This window comes from Rhodococcus sp. ACS1 (assembly GCF_002300155.1).
In the GTDB taxonomy this organism is placed as follows: Bacteria; Actinomycetota; Actinomycetes; order Mycobacteriales; family Mycobacteriaceae; genus Rhodococcus_F; species Rhodococcus_F koreensis.
On the sequence record NZ_NSDZ01000011.1, the window covers coordinates 603274 to 618834 of the forward strand.

The 15561-nt window shown below is 67.7% G+C and carries 18 protein-coding genes; 6 read left to right on the forward strand and 12 right to left on the reverse strand.

Translation table 11 applies throughout. From position 1 onward, the window contains the following. Positions 1-38: 38 nt before the first annotated feature. Both CJ179_RS44250 and CJ179_RS44255 read right to left on the reverse strand, forming a co-directional pair. On the reverse strand, positions 39-398 hold the full coding sequence (locus tag CJ179_RS44250) for a universal stress protein (protein ID WP_095865632.1): 360 nt from the start codon (positions 396-398) through the stop codon (positions 39-41). Between the two features lie 36 nt (positions 399-434). Beyond that, the gene (locus CJ179_RS44255) at positions 435-1877 is read right to left on the reverse strand and encodes a sugar porter family MFS transporter (protein WP_095865633.1); all 1443 of its coding nucleotides are present in this window, start codon (positions 1875-1877) and stop codon (positions 435-437) included. Between the two features lie 153 nt (positions 1878-2030). Here CJ179_RS44255 and CJ179_RS44260 point away from each other — a divergent pair, with 153 nt between their 5' ends. Both CJ179_RS44260 and CJ179_RS44265 read left to right on the forward strand, forming a co-directional pair. Further along, complete coding sequence (locus tag CJ179_RS44260) at positions 2031-2666, forward strand: TetR/AcrR family transcriptional regulator (protein ID WP_095865634.1); 636 nt, start codon at positions 2031-2033, stop codon at positions 2664-2666. Beyond that, positions 2666-3328: an enoyl-CoA hydratase-related protein gene (locus CJ179_RS44265; RefSeq protein ID WP_072943521.1), complete on the forward strand. Its 663-nt coding sequence runs from the start codon at positions 2666-2668 to the stop codon at positions 3326-3328. The genes CJ179_RS44260 and CJ179_RS44265 overlap by 1 nt, the downstream gene beginning before the upstream one ends. A 36-nt stretch (positions 3329-3364) precedes the next feature. On the opposite strand, the gene CJ179_RS44270 is transcribed toward CJ179_RS44265, so the two are convergent. Genes CJ179_RS44270 through CJ179_RS44280 form a run of 3 tightly spaced genes read right to left on the reverse strand, consistent with a single transcriptional unit; the run spans position 3365 to position 6023 of the window. Further along, the gene (locus tag CJ179_RS44270; protein ID WP_095865635.1) at positions 3365-4564 is read right to left on the reverse strand and encodes an acetyl-CoA C-acetyltransferase; all 1200 of its coding nucleotides are present in this window, start codon (positions 4562-4564) and stop codon (positions 3365-3367) included. Positions 4565-4596: 32 nt separating this feature from the next. Beyond that, positions 4597-5259: a 3-oxoacid CoA-transferase subunit B gene (locus CJ179_RS44275; RefSeq protein WP_072949585.1), complete on the reverse strand. Its 663-nt coding sequence runs from the start codon at positions 5257-5259 to the stop codon at positions 4597-4599. Then, entirely contained in the window at positions 5256-6023 is a 768-nt protein-coding gene (locus tag CJ179_RS44280) for a CoA transferase subunit A (RefSeq protein ID WP_087555275.1), read from the reverse strand. Before CJ179_RS44280 ends, CJ179_RS44275 begins: the two co-directional genes overlap by 4 nt. 198 nt (positions 6024-6221) lie before the next feature. On the opposite strand from CJ179_RS44280, the gene CJ179_RS44285 reads away from it, so the two are divergent. Then, a complete protein-coding gene (locus tag CJ179_RS44285; RefSeq protein ID WP_095865636.1) occupies positions 6222-7004 on the forward strand; it encodes an IclR family transcriptional regulator in 783 nt (260 codons plus the stop codon). A gap of 19 nt (positions 7005-7023) precedes the next feature. On the opposite strand, the gene CJ179_RS44290 is transcribed toward CJ179_RS44285, so the two are convergent. The 5 genes from CJ179_RS44290 to CJ179_RS44310 form a co-directional block, all read right to left on the reverse strand. After that, complete coding sequence (locus tag CJ179_RS44290) at positions 7024-7260, reverse strand: hypothetical protein (RefSeq protein ID WP_095865637.1); 237 nt, start codon at positions 7258-7260, stop codon at positions 7024-7026. After that, positions 7247-7486, reverse strand: a complete 240-nt coding sequence (locus CJ179_RS44295; protein ID WP_072949576.1) for a DUF6400 family protein — start codon at positions 7484-7486, stop codon at positions 7247-7249. Before CJ179_RS44295 ends, CJ179_RS44290 begins: the two co-directional genes overlap by 14 nt. Positions 7487-7679: 193 nt before the next feature. After that, positions 7680-8234: a YceI family protein gene (locus CJ179_RS44300; protein ID WP_072949574.1), complete on the reverse strand. Its 555-nt coding sequence runs from the start codon at positions 8232-8234 to the stop codon at positions 7680-7682. Between the two features lie 117 nt (positions 8235-8351). After that, on the reverse strand, positions 8352-8828 hold the full coding sequence (locus CJ179_RS44305; protein WP_072949571.1) for a carboxymuconolactone decarboxylase family protein: 477 nt from the start codon (positions 8826-8828) through the stop codon (positions 8352-8354). 22 nt (positions 8829-8850) lie between these two features. Continuing rightward, entirely contained in the window at positions 8851-9312 is a 462-nt protein-coding gene (locus CJ179_RS44310; RefSeq protein WP_072949569.1) for a MarR family winged helix-turn-helix transcriptional regulator, read from the reverse strand. Between the two features lie 102 nt (positions 9313-9414). Between CJ179_RS44310 and CJ179_RS44315 the strand changes: the two genes are divergently transcribed. Both CJ179_RS44315 and CJ179_RS44320 read left to right on the forward strand, forming a co-directional pair. Further along, positions 9415-9924 (forward strand): VOC family protein, encoded by a 510-nt coding sequence (locus tag CJ179_RS44315; RefSeq protein ID WP_095865638.1) that lies wholly within the window; start codon positions 9415-9417, stop codon positions 9922-9924. A 36-nt stretch (positions 9925-9960) separates the two neighbouring features. Further along, positions 9961-10737 carry a pirin-like bicupin family protein gene (locus tag CJ179_RS44320; protein WP_072949564.1) on the forward strand — a complete coding sequence of 259 codons (777 nt, stop codon included), beginning with the start codon at positions 9961-9963 and terminating at the stop codon, positions 10735-10737. On the opposite strand, the gene CJ179_RS44325 is transcribed toward CJ179_RS44320, so the two are convergent. Then, positions 10700-13408, reverse strand: coding sequence for an alpha-L-rhamnosidase (locus CJ179_RS44325; RefSeq protein WP_095865639.1), 2709 nt, complete (start codon positions 13406-13408; stop codon positions 10700-10702). The two genes, CJ179_RS44320 and CJ179_RS44325, sit on opposite strands and share 38 nt — an antisense overlap. Continuing rightward, on the reverse strand, positions 13405-14688 hold the full coding sequence (locus CJ179_RS44330) for an MFS transporter (protein WP_095865640.1): 1284 nt from the start codon (positions 14686-14688) through the stop codon (positions 13405-13407). The genes CJ179_RS44325 and CJ179_RS44330 overlap by 4 nt, the downstream gene beginning before the upstream one ends. A 143-nt stretch (positions 14689-14831) precedes the next feature. On the opposite strand from CJ179_RS44330, the gene CJ179_RS44335 reads away from it, so the two are divergent. Beyond that, entirely contained in the window at positions 14832-15506 is a 675-nt protein-coding gene (locus CJ179_RS44335; protein WP_241031429.1) for a TetR/AcrR family transcriptional regulator, read from the forward strand. Positions 15507-15561: the final 55 nt, after the last annotated feature.

Sequence of the window (15561 nt, forward strand, 5' to 3'; positions counted from 1 at the left end):
CTGCTGCCGGGCGCCGCGCTGGAACGTGAAACCAGCTTCTACTGAGGGCTTTTGACCGCGAGAACCGGGATCGGTGATTGCAGGATGAGGCGCTGGCTCACGCTGCCGAGGAGGGCCTTGCCGACCGCGCTGCGGCGCTTGACCCCGATCACGAGGCGTTCGATGTCGGGCCGGTCGTCGATCAGATCCAGCACCGCGGTTGCGGGATCGCGGTCGCCGCGGCCGATCCGGTCGAGGACGGTCACCCCGTCGTCCGCGAGGGTGTGCACCTCTTCGGGTTCGGTGAGGGAGAGGTTCACCACCAGCAGACCGGTGTCCAGCATCGCGGCTTCCTTCTTGCCGGCGAGGAGGGCGTGCGATCCTTCGGAGGTATCGGTCACTGCTACGAGCACTGTCATGAGGTCAACCTTTCACGGGACTCGGTGCGGAGACGGTCACGAATACTCGCGCCGGAACTGCTCTTCGAGTTCCTCGAGGGAGCGGCCGCGGGTTTCCGGGACCTGGGTGGTGATGAACACGAGAGCCAGCACGCCGAGGCACGCGAAGATGAAGAAGGTGGCTGCGATTCCCAGTGCTGCCACGAGGGGCGGGAAGACGAGCGCGACAATCGCGTTCGCGATCCACAGCATGAAGATGCAGATGCCGATGGCGAAGCTGCGGATCTTCAGTGGGAAGATCTCCGACAGCATCAGCCACACCAGGGGACCGATCGTGCCCTGCATCGAGAAGACGAACAGAACCACGAACACGAGGATGAAATAGGCCTTCGCGGTGCCGTCGGGCAGCAGGAAGGCCGACAGGCCGACGAGGAGGTGGAACGTGGTGGTGAGCACGAACCCGCCGATGAGCATCTTGCGACGGTCGATCCGGTTGATCAGGGCGATGCCGGTGAGGACGCCGAGCACGCTGAACAGTCCGTTGAGGGTGTTCGCGACAATGGCTGCGTTGGAGGAGAATCCGGCGTCGCCGAGCAGCTGGGTGCCGTAGTACATCACCGAGTTGATGCCGGTGGCCTGCTGGAACACGCCGAGGCCGACGCCGATGAAGATGAGGCGGCGGATCCACTTCACCGACAGGTCCGCGGGACCGCCGGTCTGCGCGAGCTTCTCTTCCTCCGCGAGCGCCTGGACCTCCTCCAGTTCGGCACGCGCCCGCTCCGGGGACCGGACCTGGAGGAGCACGGCGAGCGCTTCGTCGTGCCGATCCTGCGACATCAGCCAGCGCGGGCTCTCCGGCATCCTCAGCATTCCGGCGAACAGGACGATGGCCGGAGCGACGGCGATCAGGAGCATGAAGCGCCAGACGCTCTCGTGCTCACCCCAGATGTTGAAGATGACGGCGTTGATCACGAATGCGGCGAACTGCCCGCACACGATCATGACTTCGTTGCGGGAGACCACGCTGCCGCGCCGTTCGGCGGGGGAGATCTCGGCGAGGTAGACGGGCACGGTCGCGGATGCGCCGCCGACGGCGAGGCCGAGGATGAAGCGGAACAGTGCGAGTATCTCCCACGTGGGGGACAGCACGCAGCCGAGCGTGCCGATCATGAAGATGATCGCGAGTACCAGGATGTTGTGCCGGCGTCCGTACCGGTCGGACATCCGGCCGCCGATGAGGGCGCCGATCGCGGCGCCGAAGATCAGGATGCTCACCACCAGGCCCTCGGTGACCGAGGTGAGCTGGAGGTCTTCCTTGAGCGGTTCGAGTGCGCCGTTGATGACTCCGGTGTCGTATCCGAAGAGCAGGCCGCCGAAGGTGGCGACGACGGCGATGACGCCGAGCCTGTGCGAGTGCCGTCCAGGCGCGTCGGCGGGCAGGTGCTGGGCGGTAGTTCGGGTGAGATCGCTGGCCATGAACATCTCCTCGACGTATTCCATGTGCAGAACACGTAATGTGTTTATGTCCGGACAAAGCTAACCCATTGTGACTCGGGGCACAACGGCTAGCCGATCATCGAACGGCTCCCATCGCGCGGTAGGCCAGTACCTACCGACGGGTAATAGAACGCATGATCTGTTATCGTTCGCCGTATGCCCAGGCCACGCGTCCACGACCTCGACGCCGCGCTCGACACCGCCGAACGGCTGGCCGTCGAGGGCGGGCCGAGCGCGGTGACGCTGCGGGCGGTCGCCGCCGCCACGGAGATGTCCAACGGCGCCATCTATCACGCATTCGGCTCCCGTGGAGGGCTCGTCGGACGCGCATGGTTGCGGGCGGCGCACCGATTCCTCGACCTGCAACAGCAATCGGTCGAGCACGCGCTGGAGCGGGGTCCCGTGGACGCCGTCGTCGCGGCCGCCGACACCCCGGCCGTCTTCGCCGAGAAGTTCCCGCAGTCGTCGCGGCTCCTGCTCACCGTGCGCCGCGACGAACTGCTCGGATCCGACGTCCCCGAGGACGTCGCGGACGAGTTGGCGCGCCTCGACTCCGTCCTCGTCGACCTGTTCGTTCGGTTGGCGCTGGCGTTGTGGGGGCGCAGGGACGGTCGCGCGGTCGAGGTGATCGAAGCGTGCGTCGTCGGACTCCCCACCGGACTGCTGCTCCGTGCCCGGCGGAAACCGGACGACGCCGTGCGCCGGCGCCTGGAGGTGGCGGTCCGCGCCGTCCTCACCCTCGACCCCCCGCCCCCGGGGAAACGTCACGACAGCACCACGAAAGGTTCCTGATGACCGCCACCCTGACCTACCGGGACAAGATCGCCGTCCTCGACCTCGGCGACGACGAGAACCGTTTCTCCCCCGAGTGGCTCGACACCGTCGACGGTCTCCTCGACGACGCGCACGAGCACGGCGCGCAGGCCCTGGTCACCACGGCCACCGGAAAGTTCTATTCCAACGGCCTCGACCTGGAGTGGCTGCTGGCGAACGGCGACCGCGCGGACTGGTACGTCGGGCGCGTGCAGGCCCTGTTCAGCCGCATTCTGACGCTCCCGCTGCCGACGGTGGCCGCGGTCAACGGGCACGCGTTCGGCGCGGGCGCCATGCTGGGAATCGCCCACGACTACCGGGTGATGCGGTCGGACCGCGGGTTCTACTGCTTCCCCGAGGTCGACATCCACATCCCGTTCACCCCGGGCATGGCGGCGCTGATCCAGGCCAAGCTGACGCCGCAGACCGCGATCACCGCAATGACCACCGGCCACCGGTACGGCGGCACCGAGGCGCACACCAGCGGGCTGGTCGACGGGACCGCGCCCGAAGGCGCGGTCCTGGGTGCCGCTGTCGACCTGATCTCCCCGCTCGCGGGGAAGGACGCCGGCACGCTCGGTGCGATCAAGTCGACCATGTTCGCGCCGGCCGTCGCCGCGCTCGCCACGGGCCGGTCATAACCGGCTGATACGAAACCTACTGGGCGAGAGTAGGGGTCATTCTCCCGGCACGTGGAGGATCAGGGCGTCGCCCTGTCCGCCGCCACCGCACAGCGCGGCAGCGCCGGTTCCACCGCCGCGTCGCTTCAGTTCGAGCGCGAGGTGCAGCACGACCCGCGCACCCGACATGCCGAGCGGATGCCCGATGGCGATGGCGCCGCCGTTGACATTGACCTTCGACGGGTCGATTCCGAGTTGCCGGGTCGACTCGATGCCGACGGCGGCGAACGCCTCATTGATCTCGACGAGATCGAGGGCGGACGCGTCGAGTCCCTCTCGGGCGCAGGCCTTGTCGATGGCGTTGGCGGGCTGCTGCTGGAGCGTCGAATCCGGACCGGCGACGACGCCGTGGGCGCCGATCTCGGCGATCCATTCCAGTCCCAGTTCCTCGGCCTTGGCCTTGCTCATCACCACGACGGCCGCGGCGCCGTCGGAGATCTGCGACGCGGACCCGGCGGTGACGGTGCCGTCCTTGCTGAACGCGGGACGCAGCTTCGACAGCGACTCGGCGGTGGTGTCGGCGCGGATGCCCTCGTCCTCGGTGAGGACGAGCGGCTCCCCCCTGCGCTGGGGGATGGTGACGGGAACGACCTCGTCGTCGAAGAGGCCGTTCTTCCACGCGGCCGCGGCACGCTGATGCGAGGCGGCGGCGAAGGCGTCCTGCTCCTCGCGACCGATCTTGTCGGTGGTCGCGTTTCGGGTCTCGGTGAGCGCGCCCATCGCCTGGTCGGTGAAGATGTCGTAGAGGCCGTCGTAGGCGAGGTGGTCGACGAGGGTGGTGTCGCCGTACTTGAAACCGCCCCGTGAGCCCGGGAGCAGGTGCGGCGCCTGGGACATCGACTCCTGCCCACCGGCGACGACGACGTCGAACTCGCCGGCGCGGATCAGCTGGTCGGCGAGCGCGATGGCGTCGAGACCCGACAGGCACACCTTGTTGACGGTCACGGCGGGCACCGACATCGGGATGCCCGCGGCGACCGCGGCCTGCCGGGCCGGGATCTGACCGGCGCCGGCAGTGAGGACCTGCCCCATGATCACGTACTCCACCAGTTCCGGTGCCACGCCGGCCTTGTCGAGGGCGCCCTTGATGGCGATGCCGCCGAGATCGGATCCGGAGAGGGTGGCGAGCGAACCCGTCAGCCGGCCGACGGGGGTCCGGGCCCCGGCGACGATGACGGACCTGGTGCGTGAAGTCATGGAAGTGTCCTTGGTGTCGTGTCGAATGTCGGTCAGACGAGCGCGGATTCGCGGATCTCGAGGGGGGTTCCGGTGGCAGCGACGACGTCGTCGACGGTGACACCGGGGGCGACCTCACGCAGGGCGAGAGTGCCGTCGCCGACCACGTCGATGACGGCGAGGTTGGTGATGATGCGGTTGACGACGCCCTGGCCGGTCAGCGGCAGGGTGCAGGTGTCGATGATCTTGGGGTTGCCGTCCCGGTCGGTGTGTTCCATGAGGACGATGACGCGGCTCGCCCCGTGCACGAGGTCCATCGCGCCTCCCATGCCCTTGACCATCTTGCCGGGGACCATCCAGTTGGCGAGGTCGCCGGTGCGGGAAACCTGCATGCCGCCGAGGACGGCGGTGTCGATGTGACCGCCGCGGATCATGCCGAACGACAGCGCCGAATCGAAGAACGCGGCTCCGGCGTTGACGGTGACCGTCTCCTTGCCCGCGTTGATCAGGTCGGGGTCGACGTTCTCGTCGGTGGGGTAAGGGCCGGTGCCGAGGATCCCGTTCTCCGAATGCAACGTGACGGTGACGTCGGTGCCGAGGTATCCGGGGATGAGCGTCGGCAGTCCGATGCCGAGGTTGACGTATTCGCCGTCGACCATCTCCGCGGCCGCGCGGGCGGCCATCTGGTCACGTGTCCATCCGTTGGTGCCGGTCATCGAGTGGCTCCTTCCGTGCTGCTGACTGTCCGCTTCTCGATCCGCTTGTTCTGGGGGCCGGTCTCGACGATGCGCTGAACGAAGACTCCGGGCAGGTGCACCTGGGCGGGATCGATGGTGCCTGCGGGGACGAGTTCCTCGACCTGCGCGATGGTCACCTTCCCGGCCATGGCCGCGAGGGGGTTGAAGTTCAGGGCCGTCTTGTCGAAGACCAGGTTGCCGGCGGTGTCGCCGCGCAGCGCGTGGACCAGGGCGAAGTCGGCGGTGATGCCGAGTTCGAGGACGTAGCGCTTGTCGCCGAACTGCCGGGTTTCCTTGGCGGGCGACGCGAGCGCGACGGAACCGTCGGCGGCGTAGCGCCACGGCAGGCCGCCGTCGGCGACCGGGCTGCCGACACCGGCGGGGGTGAAGAACGCGGGGATGCCCGCACCGCCGGCCCGGAGGCGCTCGGCCAGCGTGCCCTGCGGGGTGAGTTCCACCTCGAGCTCACCGGAGAGGTACTGGCGGGCGAATTCCTTGTTCTCGCCGACGTAGGACGCGGTGACACGGCGAATCTGGCGGGCGCCCAGCAGGATCCCGAGCCCGTGGTCGTCCACACCGCAGTTGTTGGAGAAGACCTCGAGGTTCCCGACACCCGAGTCGGCGAGCGCGCGGATCAGCGAGTCGGGGATTCCGCACAGGCCGAATCCGCCGACGGCGATCGTCGCGCCGTCGGACACGTCCGCGACAGCTTCTTCCGGGGTGTCGAACACTCTCGATCCCATGTGCATCCTTTCTTCTGGCCGCCGAACCCGGCGATACCGCCTTCCCGCGACATTTCGTCCATCCAGTGGACGACCTCTGCGACGGGCTTTGCTCCACTAAAAGGGGTCGCTTCATGCATTTCAAGGAGATTGGACATGTTGCTCGCGGTCTGGACGTCGTGGAAAAGAGCGTTCACTGAGTGGACGTATACTCCGGTCATGAACGAGGCGCAGCGGCCACAGGTCATTCACCGGGTGGGATCGATCCTGCGGGCCGTCGCGGCGCTCGAATCGTCGGGATCCTCGACGTCCGCCCTGGCGCGGGAGACGGGCCTCGCCCGCCCCACCGTGCATCGCCTCCTCGTCTCGCTGGCCGAGGAGGGGCTGGTCGACCGCGACCTGAAGTCGGGCAAATGGTCGCTCGGACCCGAGCTGTACCTGCTCGGCTCGCTCGCCGCCAGCAGGTACGACATCACGGACCGCTCCCGCGACATCCTCCGCGATCTCGCCCGCGAGACCGGCGAAAGCGTGTTCCTGTCCGCTCGCCGCGGCGACGAAACGGTCTGCATTGCGAGCGAGGAGGGCAGCTTCCCGCTGCGCTCGCACGTGCTGCACATCGGAATCCGATTTCCGCTCGGGGTGGCGACGGCGGGGATGGTCATCCTGTCGCACCTGCCGGACCGCGAGATCGACGAGTACCTGGCGCGCGCGGACGTCACCGGCGAATGGGGGCCGCAGCACAGCCGGGAGAAGATCGCCGAGCGCATCGCGGAGACCCGTCTCAACGGCTACACCGTCAACCCCGGACTGCTCGTCGAGGGCAGTTGGGGGATGGGCGCAGCCGTCTTCGACACCCAGGGAGCACCCGCCTGGGCGCTGAGCATCACCGGGGTGGAGAGCCGGTTCCGTGAGGAACGACGCCGCGAACTGGGAGAATTCCTCCTCCGCGAGGCACACCGGCTCACCCAGCTACTCGCCGACCGGCCGCGGAGCCGCGGCTGAACCAGCGGTCGGACCCCGCCTACGCGGCCTTCCGGCGACGCCCCGGCCGCCCGTGGCGGGTGTCGATGCTCCACACGTGCGTGCAGTCGGGGCACTGCAGGTGCACGGTGGTTCCCTGATTGCTCAGCAGGTACTGCCAGTGCCGGTGGCAGTTGCGGCTGGACCCGCAGTCGCCGCAGGACGAGCCGTGGTCGCAGCCCGGGCAGGGCAACCAGGCACGACGGGAGAAGTCCGCGGTGGGATCAATCGGCAACACGGCCCACCGTCCGATCCGGGAGCACACCTGCCTGCACCAGTTCGTCGTAGATGCGCTGCTGCTCGGGGTCGAGCCCGGAATACAGCATGTCGTAGGCCCGCTCTTCCTCCGCCAGCACGGCGACGGGATCCCAGTCCTCGCCGATCGCTTCGAGGACAGCGGTGCGCCGACGCGCTTCGTCCAGCGTGAGGTCGAGAGCGAACGAGAGTTCGGAGTCGCTACCCATGTGGTCACCTTCGTTTCGCAGTCGCCGACATCGAACGGGCTCCGACATCGAAGGGGTCAGGGTCACTCGAGCCTGCCCAAGATCACAATGACCTGGATCACGTCGATCGAAAGTGTTGCGTCGTGTTCACAACGACGCGCCCCGTCGTCCGGGTGGACGACGGGGCGCGGGTGGTTCTGGTGGTGCGGGTGGGTCAGGCCTGAAGACCGGCCTCGATCTCGAGGGTGATGGTGATCTTGTCGCCGACGACGGCGCCGCCGCCTTCGAGGGGCATGTCGATGGTGATGCCGAAGTCCTTGCGGTTGAGGACGGTGGTGGCTTCGAAGCCGGCGACCGGCCCGTTGCCCATGCCGGGGTTGACGCCGTTGAACTCGAGGGCGAGCTCGACCTGCCGGGTGACGCCGTGGAGGGTGAAGTCGCCCTCGACCACGTAGTCGTCGCCCTTGGCGCGGACGGCGGTGGAGGTGAAGGTGGCGGTGGGGTACTGCTCGGCGTCGAAGAAGTCGGCGGACTTGATGTGGGCGTCGCGGTCGGTGTTCTTGGTGTCGATGGACGCGACCTGGATTTCGGCGGTGACGGCAGTGGTGCCGTCCTCGGCGACGGTGATCGCGCCTGCGAAGTCGTTGAACGTGCCGCGGACCTTGCTGACCATGAGGTGGCGGACGGAGAAGCCGACGGTGGAGTGGACGGTGTCGATGGTCCAGGTTCCGGCGGTGAGGTTGGGGAGGGTGGCGGTGGCGGTGGTCATGAAAACTCCTTGACGGTGAACGGCACTCGAATCGAGGTAATTGAATCTGCAACTACTAAGGTAGGGGGAAGTCGTTGCGATGTCAACTAAAATCTGCGGAGGGTGGGTGAGCTGCGGTTACTGCTTCGGCCGGACCTGATGGCGACTGACGATGGAGATCCGGTTGAACGCGTTCATCGTGACGGCGATCCAGCTCACCGTGGAGATCTCCTGCTCGGACAGGAACCGCCGCGCGAAGGCGTAGTCGGCGTCCTGGCGGTGCGCGTCCGGGAGCGTGGTGATCGACTCGGCCAGGGTGAGGGCCGCGACCTCGCGTTCGGAGAACAGTGTCGTCTCCCGCCAGGCAGGCAGAACTGCGAGACGCTGCTGGGATTCGCCCGCCGCGATCGCCGCGGCGACGTGCACGTCCAGGCAGTACGCGCAGCGGTTGATCTGGGAGACGCGGACGTTGATCAACTCGACGAACCGCCGGTCCATCCCGGCCTCGGTGGTCGCGTGACGGATGGCCTTGGCGACGCCGATCTGCGCCTGATAGACGGCCGGACTCTGTTTGTCGATGTGGACGTAGTCGTTCTCCGTGGACGTGCTGCTCATGACCGGCCTTTCGGTGGGTGGCTCAGGGGTTCTCCTGCAGGTGGGCGCGCATTTCGCCGAAGTCGTGCCCGAGGATGGCGACGTCCCGGGGGCAGAGCAGGTCGAACATGTCGCGGCGCACCTCCGCCACGTGTCCGGGGCTGGCGGCGGCGAGCTTCTCGGCGCCGGCGTCGGTCAGCTCGGCCAGCATTCCCCGCTTGTCGTCCTTGCACTCCAGCCGCCGCACCCAGCCTGCCTCGACCAGCCGGCTGATCGCCCGGGTCACGCCACTGCGCGTCGTGGTGACCGCGTCGGCGAGTTCCCGCATCCGCAGTTGCCGCTGCGGCGCCTCCGACAGCACGACGAGAAGTTCGAAGTCCGTGAACGAGATTCCGGAGTCGCGGGTGAGCTGCCGATCGAGCGCCTGCAGGAGTAGTCGGGTGGCGTCCAGGTATGCGCGCCACGTGTTCTGTTCTTCGGCGCTGAGCCATCTGGTCGATTCCACGGGACCAGCATATCCCAAGTAGTTGACAGCGCAACTACTTGGTGTACGGTGGTGATAGTTGAAAGCGCAATCATCGGCGTTTCGCGGAGAGAGGTTCGGGCAATGAGCACCACAGACGAGCAGGAGCGCTCCCAGCGGTTCGCCGCGCAACGCGACAGGATCCGCGCCGAGCATCTGAAGCCCGTCTCGTCGCGGCCCGCATCCTCGGCCCGCGGACTCCACCACACCGCGCTGATCAGCAGCGATGTCGAGCGCACCGTCCGGTTCTATCAGGATCTCCTCGAGTTCCCGCTGACCGAACTGATCGAGAATCGCGACTACCCCGGGTCTTCGCACTTCTTCTTCGACATCGGCAACGGCAACCTGCTCGCCTTCTTCGACTTCCCGGGCCTCGAGGTCGGCCCGTATCAGGAAGTGCTCGGCGGACTCCACCACATCGCGATCAGCGTCGAACCCGGCCGCTGGAATCACCTGCGCACGAAACTGGTCGACGCCGGCGTCGAACTCGTCGAACACAGCGAGGTGTCGCTGTACTTCCGCGATCCCGACGGTGCCCGCCTCGAACTCATCGCCGATCCGCTCGGCGAAATGTACGGCTCACACGTTCTGTGAAAACCCTGCTCTGAGAACGCTGGAAAGGATTCACTCATGACTGCCGCCATCACCTCACCCCGCCTCGACGTCCGCCGCGCCGACGACCGCTTCAAGACGAACGTGGGCTGGCTCGATTCCAAGCATTCCTTCTCGTTCAGCAACCACTACGACCCGGCCAACACCCACCACGGTGTGCTCATGGTCAACAACGACGACATCGTCGTCCCCGGCCAGGGTTTCGACACCCACCCGCACCAGGACATGGAGATCGTCACCTGGGTTCTCCAGGGTTCGCTGGTGCACCAGGATTCGATGGGCCACTCCGGCGTCATCTACCCCGGACTCGCCCAGCGCATGAGCGCGGGAACCGGAATCCTGCACTCGGAGAAGAACGACTCGTGGCGACTGCAGGGAGACGCCGACGAGCACCGCGATCCGGTCCACTTCATCCAGATGTGGGTCGTCCCCGACGAAGCCGGGATCACCCCCGGCTACGAGCAACTCGAAATCGACCACGAGTTGCTCACCGGCGGGCTGGTTCCCGTCGCGTCCGGCATGCCGGGCCACGCCGACCACTCGGCGATCCGCATCAAGAACAAGTACGCCGCAATGCATGTCGCACGACTGCAGCCCGGCCAGGCGCCCATCACCCTGCCCGACTCCCCGTTCCTCCACGTCTTCGTCGCACGCGGCGAAGCCTCGCTGGAGGGTGTCGGCCTCCTCGCCGAGGGCGACGCCGTCCGGATCGGCGGTGGCGGTGGACAGCAGCTGACCACCGACACCGGTGCCGAGATCATCGTGTGGGAAATGCACGCGAAGATCGCCGGATGACGCGAGCGGCGGGGCAGGTGCGGGTGTAGGTCCCGGACCGGAGGAGTTCCGTGGTATTTCCTAGTCGAAGTTCGCATTCGCTGCCTGCCGGCACGGTCAGGTTCACGGTGAACAGGTCGTCGGTGATCGTCCAGCGCACCGCGATGTTGCCGTAGGGGCTGCAGTGCTCGGCGTGGGCGGCATTGATGTCCCCGCCGGGGCGCGGATCGACGACGAATCGGCGATAACCGACGGTGTCGGGGCCGGTGGTCTCGGCCGGGCGCAGGCCGGCGACGAACTGGTGGAGAAACGAGATGACCGCGCCCTTGGCGTAGTGATTCAGTGAAGCGGTGGCGCGGCCGTTCTCGTCGACTCCGTCCCATCGCTCCCAGATGGTGGTGGCGCCGCGGTCGATCATTTCCATCCAGGACGGATTGCCGGTGGACAGCAGTATCCGGTAGGCGGTGTCGAGGTACCCGTTGCGTGCGAGCGCGGGCAGCAGCATCCCGGTGGCCAGGAAACCGGTGCCGAGGTGATCGTCGTTGTCGGCGAGCAACTGTGCGAGTTCGTCGGCAAACCGGGGGCGAGCCTCGGCCGGGACGAGGTCGAACTCCAGGGCGCGGACATAGTTCGCCTGGGTCGGGTGGGTCAGAGTGCCGTCCGGCGCGATGAATTCGCGCTGCCAGGCGTGGACGGCTCCCGCCGCTATCGCGGAGTACCGGCACTCGTCCCGGTTGCGACCGAGTACGCCGGCGATCTGCGCGAGCAGCCCCGCCGACCGCGCGAGGTACGCAGTGGCGACCACACTGTGATCGCGAGCGGGATCGGGCGCGGGAATCTCGTCGGGTTCGAGCCACTCTCCCCAGTGAAAACCGGTGTCCCACAGATATTTCTCGTGGTCGTCCGGTGCGGGACGCGCACGTGCGCGGTCGGGATGGCGGTGGTCCCGGGCTGCGCCGGCGGCCAGCTCGACCCACCGCGCCATGGAATCGTATTGGCGTTCCAGGACTTCGACGTCGCCGTACAGGCGCCACAGCTGCCACGGGACGATGACGGCGGCGTCGCCCCAACCGGCCGAGCCGTTGGCGATGTCGGCGAAGTGGTTACCCGACGGCTGGTTGCCTGCCGGGTTGGGCACGATGTTGGGTACCGTGCCGTCCGGCCACTGGTCGGCGGCGAGATCACGCAGCCATTTGTCGCTGAATCCCGCGACATCATGTGTGAAGGCCGCTGTTTCGACGTAGACCTGCCAGTCGCCGGTGAAGCCCGACCGCTCGCGCTGGGGGCAATCGGTCGGGACGTCGCAGGCGTTGCCGCGGAAACTCCACACCGCGGCGGCGTGGAGTTTCTCGACACGAGCGTTGTCGCACCCGAAACTTCCCACCTGTTCCAGGTCGGTGTGCACGACGGCGGCGGTGATCGAGTCGGGCCCCGGTTTCGTCTCGGACCCGTAGATCTGGACGTACCGGAACCCGTGAGTGGTGTGGCGCGGCTCGAATGCCTCGCCGCGGCGCCCGGACGACACGACGTGGTCGACCTGACCGGCAGGCAAACTCTTGCCGGTCGCGAACTCGAAAGCGCGCAGGTGATCCGTGTCGACCCTCCCGTCGGCGGCGAGGGACTCACCGTGGGTGAGGGTCACGCGCGTGCCGGCCGGGCCGAGGTCGGCCGCAGCCACCCATCCGTTGATGTTCTGCCCGAAATCCACGACGTACGTTCCGGGTCGGGGCTCGGTGACGGCCACCGCCGCCAGTGTCTCGATCCGGCGCACCGGGGGTGCCACGCCGGTCGTCAACCGGACACGATCGTCGTAGAGTCCACCGCGAGCGACCACGGCCGGGTGGTGTACCTCGTCGGCGGGCACCCGGCGCAGATCCACCCGCTGGCCGTCCATCAGGTCGGCGGCGTCGATCTCACTCGGTGCGCTGGTCCAGCCGTCGCCGGTGCCGAAGCGTTCCGACGTACCGTCGGCATAACGGACGTGCAGTTCCGCGAGCGCGGCAAGCCGATCCCCGAATCCGTCGCCGTGGCGCTCGAACCCGTGCCGGCCACGGAACCACCCGTCGCTCAGCAGGATTCCCAGGTCGTTGTGTCCTTGGCGCAGCAGGTCGGTGACGTCGAAATGCTGCACCTGCAGGTGCGCGCGGTAGGCGGTGAAGCCCGGGGTCAGCTCGTGATCACCGACCCGGACATCGTTGACGAAGAACTCGTAGGTGCCGTGAGCGGTCGCGAACAGCGAGGCGTGTGTGATCTCCGCCCGCGGTCGCCAGGAGGCGCGCAGCCGGTATGCGGGACGGTGACCGAGCGGCGGAACGTCCGGCTCGTACGGTTCGATCCAGTCGGCCGTGACGTCGCCGCCGTGCAGAAGGCCGGTGACCCATGGAGCGGGCTCGGACCAATCGCTCGGTCCGAGATCCGTCCAGCACCGCACCTGCCAGGTGCGTGCCTCGCCCGCGGTCGGCGCCGGATGCGTTGCCGTCCAGGGTCGCACGAGGACGTGGTCGCGTCCCTCGATGATCTCGGTGGTGAACAGGGTGCTCGACGTGCGGTCGGAGACGCCCGCGACCCGGACCTGGTATGCCTGCTGACCGGCGCTTCCGGTGGGCAGCCACCAGGACAGTCGCGGGTGGGTGGTGCCGCAGGGTTCGCCGGGCCGGAGATGTTCGAGGCGCAGGTGTGTCGGTGTCGTCATCGGATCGACCGCACGAAGAGAACGGCTGCGCCGGCGACGGCGGCGCAGGCCGCCAGGACGCAGAACAGAAGCGCATAGTTGTCGCCGGTGAGTGGAAGGAGCACGGCGCCGATGAGCGGGACGACGGCATAGGGGAGTGTGGCCGCCACCTGGTACACGCTCATCGCCTTGGCCGTCTGCCGGACGTCGGGGATGACCGCGGCGGCGATCGCGATGTCGACCGTGAGGTAGCACGCCTGACCGATCGTGAAGGCGACGAACGCCAGCAGGAACCCGCTGACGTGCGGGTTCACGGCCAGATACACCAGCGCGCCGCCGGTGAGGAACGATGCGACCGCGACGAAGGCCTTGCGCCGGCCCAGTTTGTCGGAGAGGAATCCGGCGAGCAGGAACGACCCGATCGAGATGGGGGTGGTGACGGCGGTGGCGTGGGCGTATTCGGCGGCCGCGTCCGTGATACTCAGTCCGGCCGCGTCGACCAGGAAGTAGGTCGCGTAGGTGGTGAGCCCGACCATCGCGAGCCCGAACAGAAACCGGCTGATCCAGTTGAGCGCGAAGTCCGCGTGCCGGATCGGGTTGATCCAGTAGCTTGCCGCGAACTCGCGAAAGCTGTAGGGCTGCAACGTGGCCGGGTCCACACCCGAGTCGGCGCCTCGAATGACCACGGCGACGACGGTCAGGCACACGACGGCGGTAATGCCGGGGATGATCATCATCGGCACCGGGTGGTCGGCGAGGCGGCTCCCGAGGGTGACGCCTGCGAGAACGGCGAACGCCGTGACGAAGCCGATCATCCCCGACAACCGGGCGCGCAGATGGTCGGGGACGAAGTCGGGGATGAGCGCGACGAACCCGGCCAGCGCCGCGGAGTAGCCCAGCTGCGCGAGTGCCCAGCCCGCGGCGATCGCCGCGACGTTCGTCGCCAGCGCGATCACGGTGAGGCCGGCCAACGCGACGAGAGCGCCGCCGATCAGCCACGGGGTGCGCCTGCCGAGCCGGCTGGTCGTGCGATCGGACAGGGAGCCGAACAGCGGTATCGAGGCGAGCGCGACGAGGGCGCCGATCAGCACCACCGTCGACAGTCCGAGTGTCTTGCCTTCGGCGTCCACGCCGAAGATGCGGATCGACAGCGTGATGATGGTCGGGGTCAGACTGCCGAAATACACCCCGAATGCGCCGACGACCAGGGCGGGGACGACGTAGCGGGGGCGCGGCGCGGTGACCGCGGAGGGGTGGCCGAGCTGTGCGGGGGACGGGTGTGTGGAGCGAACGGTAGCCATCGGCGTTCCGCCTTCCGTGAAGTGAAGATCCGCGCGGCGAGGTGGGGCGCAGCGGACGTCGCAGTGTGATGCACAGCACCGTACACGAAAACCGGGTGTATCCGGTTTTCAATCCGAGAATCGTGCTGTCGTATCGTGGCGACATGGGAAAACGGGCGCGTGGCAGCTACTCGGTGGGAATCGAGCGGCGCACGCGAATCGTGGAGGCGGCCGCGGGGCGATTCTCGGCGGAGGGGTACCACGCGACCACCATGGCCAGCATCGCCACCGACGCGGGAATCAGCGACAGTGGTCTGCTGCACCACTTTCCGTCGAAGAAGCACCTCCTTCTGGCCGTGGCGCAGTACCGCCTCGACACCTCGGCCGAGTGGTGGGACACCCTCCCCGCCGAGGTGTCGGGTCTGGCGACCCTGGATGCGATGGTCGACGCGGCGCGGCGACTCGTCGGACAGCCGGGTCTCATCGAACTGTTCGTGCTGGTGAGCGCGGAGGCGGCGGATCCGAGCAGTCCCGCCCACGCCGTCCTCGCGCAGCGCTACGACGGCGCCGTCGATGCCCTCGCGGCGCGCCTGCGTCAGGGGGTGCACCGAGACGGGCTGCCGGCATCGCTGGACTTCCCGGCGCTCGCGCGTGAATGCATTGCGGTGAGCGACGGCCTGCAGTTGCAGTGGGTGCTCAGCGACGGCGTCGTCGACATCGTCGAGGGTGTCCGCGGACATGCCGCGCGGCTGACCGCCGCGCTGACCGGCGCGACGGAGGAAGAATCCGGGTCTTCCGTTCAGGTTGTCGAAGCTGCTACTGTGCCCGACAGACAGTGACCTATGGAAGGGCCTTACAACCGCGCGAGCGGCGACCCAGGCCCGGGTCCTGCAT

Coding starts and splice junctions, on each gene's coding strand:
- CJ179_RS44295 (WP_072949576.1), bottom strand. CDS start 7,486: ATGGGTAGCGACTCCGAACTCTCGTTCGCTCTCGACCTCACGCTGGAC.
- CJ179_RS44330 (WP_095865640.1), bottom strand. CDS start 14,688: ATGGCTACCGTTCGCTCCACACACCCGTCCCCCGCACAGCTCGGCCAC.
- CJ179_RS44275 (WP_072949585.1), bottom strand. CDS start 5,259: ATGACCGGCACCAACGGATGGACACGTGACCAGATGGCCGCCCGCGCG.
- CJ179_RS44255 (WP_095865633.1), bottom strand. CDS start 1,877: ATGGAATACGTCGAGGAGATGTTCATGGCCAGCGATCTCACCCGAACT.
- CJ179_RS44325 (WP_095865639.1), bottom strand. CDS start 13,408: ATGACGACACCGACACACCTGCGCCTCGAACATCTCCGGCCCGGCGAA.
- CJ179_RS44250 (WP_095865632.1), bottom strand. CDS start 398: ATGACAGTGCTCGTAGCAGTGACCGATACCTCCGAAGGATCGCACGCC.
- CJ179_RS44280 (WP_087555275.1), bottom strand. CDS start 6,023: ATGGGATCGAGAGTGTTCGACACCCCGGAAGAAGCTGTCGCGGACGTG.
- CJ179_RS44305 (WP_072949571.1), bottom strand. CDS start 8,828: ATGAGCAGCACGTCCACGGAGAACGACTACGTCCACATCGACAAACAG.
- CJ179_RS44260 (WP_095865634.1), top strand. CDS start 2,031: ATGCCCAGGCCACGCGTCCACGACCTCGACGCCGCGCTCGACACCGCC.
- CJ179_RS44285 (WP_095865636.1), top strand. CDS start 6,222: ATGAACGAGGCGCAGCGGCCACAGGTCATTCACCGGGTGGGATCGATC.
- CJ179_RS44335 (WP_241031429.1), top strand. CDS start 14,832: ATGGGAAAACGGGCGCGTGGCAGCTACTCGGTGGGAATCGAGCGGCGC.
- CJ179_RS44320 (WP_072949564.1), top strand. CDS start 9,961: ATGACTGCCGCCATCACCTCACCCCGCCTCGACGTCCGCCGCGCCGAC.
- CJ179_RS44300 (WP_072949574.1), bottom strand. CDS start 8,234: ATGACCACCGCCACCGCCACCCTCCCCAACCTCACCGCCGGAACCTGG.
- CJ179_RS44270 (WP_095865635.1), bottom strand. CDS start 4,564: ATGACTTCACGCACCAGGTCCGTCATCGTCGCCGGGGCCCGGACCCCC.
- CJ179_RS44315 (WP_095865638.1), top strand. CDS start 9,415: ATGAGCACCACAGACGAGCAGGAGCGCTCCCAGCGGTTCGCCGCGCAA.
- CJ179_RS44265 (WP_072943521.1), top strand. CDS start 2,666: ATGACCGCCACCCTGACCTACCGGGACAAGATCGCCGTCCTCGACCTC.